Raw genomic sequence first — 384 nt, 5'->3', positions numbered from 1 at the left:
GCATTATGACGCCGTGGGCGCTGGAAAACATCGCGACCTATCAGCAATATGGTTCCGTCGAAGCGGCGCTGGCAGCCGGTAAGACCTTCCATATCTGGGCCAAGCCGATGCTGGACTCCTTTATTTTCCTCGGTGGCAGTGGTGCGACTTTGGGTCTGATCCTGGCTATCTTTATCGCTTCTCGCCGTGCTGATTATCGTCAGGTGGCAAAACTGGCGCTGCCGTCCGGCATCTTCCAGATTAACGAACCGATTCTGTTTGGTCTGCCAATTATCATGAACCCGGTGATGTTTATTCCGTTTGTACTGGTACAACCGATTCTGGCGGCAATCACCCTCGCAGCTTACTACATGGGCATTATTCCTCCGGTGACCAATATTGCAC

1 protein-coding gene is annotated in these 384 nt (G+C 52.6%); it reads left to right on the top strand.

Annotation, left to right across the window (positions count from 1 at the left end; all coding sequences use genetic code 11):
* Positions 1 to 384 (top strand): PTS transporter subunit EIIC (locus K9U41_RS23760; protein WP_282643274.1); only part of this gene is annotated, 384 nt, incomplete at both ends.

The sequence above is a fragment of the Xanthobacter autotrophicus genome (genome assembly GCF_029991245.1).
Taxonomy (GTDB): domain Bacteria; phylum Pseudomonadota; class Alphaproteobacteria; order Rhizobiales; family Xanthobacteraceae; genus Xanthobacter; species Xanthobacter autotrophicus_C.
Note: the sequence above shows the minus strand (reverse complement) of the source record. Positions and strands in the feature narration are given on the sequence as shown.